Here is a 3,418-nt window from a genome sequence, read left to right as displayed (position 1 = left end):
TGATTCATCAGGATACTGACCACCTAAACATGCATCTGTGGTTTGCTAAAAAAAGCCAAGAAACGCGGCCTGAGATGCTAAAACAAGAAGGCAAGTATAAAGGGCAGCCAATAGGTGTTATACCTTTAGAACTAATTGAACAAGCCAAGCGACAGTTTAGAAAACAATTAATGTCATCACAGGAATTAAGGTGGCATCAGGGAATATTAAAAGGTGTTGGTGGCTTTAAAAAAGAAATTATTGAGACAGCGCCAGGGAACCTTTTAAATGACCGACACGCCAAAGCAATCAAGCAAATTTATGAAGCTTTACCTCAAGACATGAAAGGGCGGTGGCAGGTTGGTAACGCTCATTTAACCGCTGGAAAAGGCAAGATGGCAAAAGCAAATCAATTAACAAATCAACTATTAGATGATTTGTTTGCCAAAGAGCTTAATTCTGAATATGAAGGATTCAAGTCGTTAGCTCAAGAATATGATGCCATTAATATTGAAGACCAAGGTGTGATGCATAAGGGGCAACGCAAGTGGTCTGATAATAAGGAAGATGAATTAAGAAAACGCTTAGCGAATCAACTATATAAACATTTAGCACAAATTGAAGACACCTCAATAAATGATATTGACCAACAGATGTCTGAGTTACTAAGCAATGTAAAAAAGCGCGACAAAGGCGGCATCACAGCCAAAACTCAAATTGCATCTAGCCCTGAGGAAATTAAATTGTCCCCCAATCCGTGGTTCGACAATGTCAACCCAAATATAACAAAGAAGCACATAGGTGATCAGATGCCAGTGCAGGGTGGCTCGTTTAATAAAATTATTCGTTTGTGGCGCCAGGACATCCGTGCTGAGACAAACGCAGAACGTCAATTCTTAAGAAATCAAAAAGAAATTGAACAAGGAAAGGCTAACGAAGAATACGAGTCAGAAATATACAGAAGATTGTAAGGAGAAAAGTTTTCTTGTCAAATGGTTTTTTAGCATCTGTGAAAATTACAGATAAAATCATTATAATAGTTTACCCTCGACAAATAATGTAATGGCAATATCTCGCACCCTTTTAAAAATTTTTCATTTTAGATTAATTAATAACAAAATTAAAATAAATCAGTAATTTATTTATTCCATATATTAATTAGATTTTTTATAAGACATTAAAAGGCCGTAGCGATTATTTGAGTACAATTTCGTATTTCAAAAAAATATAAAAAAGCCAATCTATATTAGATTATCTAACAGGAAATGTTAATACTATAATAATTTGTGATAAATTCTAATCATATAATAAAGAGGGTTGTATTCGATAATGCTAGAAGATATTAATGACATTGTGAGAATTTTAAATGAAAATAACTTGACCCATATTTCTTTTAGGATTGGTGACTCTCAAATTAGTGTTCGGTTTATTTTTACAATCTAACGTTTGCAAATATTACAGATAAATTTACCTCGTACTCGTAACCTACTTCTGATTTCTAACTTTTCTCATAACTATTATTAGAATAAAGTTTTTTTAAAATTAAAACGGTCAATTTGCGCTGATTAGTGGCATAATATAATTATTGAAACTATGCAGAGAATGGAAACCAAAAGTCCATTTACGCTGTTAATTAAATTGTTTTACAGATGAAAAATCTAGAGAAACAGGTTTTAATTAAATGAAACAAGACTTGATAATTAACGTCAATATCATACTCATTTCTCTCAGAGATTAAAAATCAATAAGTCTGAGAATCGGGCAAGTATTAACGTATAAAAAAGCATCTAACAAAAATCGGAAGAATTTCCCTGAACATTATGTGAAATTTTGGAAATGTTTAGATTTGTTAATTTAACTTGAAAAAATAGATGTTCGCATCACAAAAGGAGACAAAACATGAGCGGTTCTATCCCGTTAATCGATAAAGAAATTATAAAACTCATATTAGAGCATCTGGCGTGGCGGTTGAGGTGACATATGATGATAATTGTCCCGTTTTGTTTAACGCAGAAGAATTAACAAATTTTGCTATTACCGCTATTACTAACCAACAACTACCGGAAGTGCAACAAGTCATTGATTTAGGGCCACAAAGTCCCTCTGAATACTTTTCTTATTATGGTGAAGTTATGCCAGCAACGTTCTTTTATATTGGCGCACAACCCCAAGACCGGGGTAATTACCCACATCATAGTCCACAATTCAAGATGAATGAGGACAGTATCTTAATAGCTGCAAAGGCGGTTGCGACGGTTATATGGCATTATTTTGATGACGAAGTCGCGCGTTAAATCTCGCTAAGCATATCGATTTTCGATTAGCAGATGATGTGCTATAATGTGATTTGTGATTAAGAAAAACTAATTTCCATTTAGGCAATTTAGAAAGGAGCATAACACATGATGCTATGTGACTGGACCGGAGCGTGCTGCAAGACAGGGCGTTTCTGAAGAAATACCCGTCATGAGATAACTTGTGATGGTTGCTTCAGAATTTAATTAATCAAATTCGATTTCAAAATAATAGGTTAAATTAAAGGACAAAAGCACATGACAAATTTTAACAATAACAACACAGCAATCGTCATTACGGACCCACAAAATGAATTTTTAAAGCCAGTTGGTAAAGGGTTCGGACTAACTAAGGATATTCTTGACAAGTATCAAACAATCGAGAATTTAGTAACATTAGTGCGTGAAGCGACTAAAAAGGGCTATAAAGTGTTTATTTCAGCACACTTTTTCTACCCACACGACCACAACTGGCAGTTCGGAGGTGCTGGTGAACAAATGATGTTGAGTGAGGGGATGTTTGCTCGTAAGAGCCAATTTGAACCGATTGAAGCAGGTAGTGGGGCTGACTTTATTGATGAACTTAAGCCATTTTTGGATGATATTATCATCACGTCACCACATAAGATTTTTGGCCCAGAATCAAACGATCTCTACCTACAATTACGCAAGAACGGTATCAATAAAGTCATCATGGCCGGCATGAATGCGAACTTATGCGTTGAATCTCACACGCGTGCCTTAGTTGAAAATGGCTTCGAACTTTTCGTAGCTAATGACGCCATTGGTGCACCTGGTCAGGCAGCCTATGATGCAGCAACGACTAATTTGGGTTATGTGACATCTGGCGTTAAGCCAACAGCTGATTTGATTTCAGAATTATAATATGAAACAAAATAAAAGGCACAATAGACTGACGCTGTTGTGTCTTTTTGTGTGGTTACGGCCGCAAGGACAATTGCTTTGTCACAAACTTTAAAGCTATAATGTAGCTATGCAAGTGAATGGGATGCACAGTGGCTAGGACAACAGTATCAAGACTATGGTTTCAAAACATCAATTCTGTGGTGCTCTTATACTAAAAAACTTACTAACATTAAAGGTGAAGATTATTCTCGACGGAGATGATCTTCACCTTTTTTAGA

2 protein-coding genes and 1 pseudogene are annotated in these 3,418 nt (G+C 35.5%); all 3 read left to right on the top strand.

Translation table 11 applies throughout. The features are described 5' to 3' along the window. A pseudogene (locus IEU71_RS09800) lies at positions 1-950 on the top strand (relaxase MobL); the annotation flags it as partial. A 1,002-nt stretch (positions 951-1,952) separates the two neighbouring features. Continuing rightward, complete coding sequence (locus IEU71_RS09795) at positions 1,953-2,273, top strand: M20/M25/M40 family metallo-hydrolase (protein ID WP_143471482.1); 321 nt, start codon at positions 1,953-1,955, stop codon at positions 2,271-2,273. A gap of 258 nt (positions 2,274-2,531) precedes the next feature. Beyond that, on the top strand, positions 2,532-3,158 hold the full coding sequence (locus tag IEU71_RS09790; RefSeq protein ID WP_004913365.1) for a cysteine hydrolase family protein: 627 nt from the start codon (positions 2,532-2,534) through the stop codon (positions 3,156-3,158). Positions 3,159-3,418 lie beyond the last annotated feature (260 nt).

The organism is Leuconostoc falkenbergense, from assembly GCF_014634805.1.
In the GTDB taxonomy this organism is placed as follows: domain Bacteria; phylum Bacillota; class Bacilli; order Lactobacillales; family Lactobacillaceae; genus Leuconostoc; species Leuconostoc falkenbergense.
This window is presented reverse-complemented; position numbering and strand designations above follow the sequence as displayed.

Bases quoted from the DNA above. Each gene is read 5' to 3' on its own strand.
- IEU71_RS09790 (WP_004913365.1), top strand. From the start codon at position 2,532: ATGACAAATTTTAACAATAACAACACAGCAATCGTCATTACGGACCCA.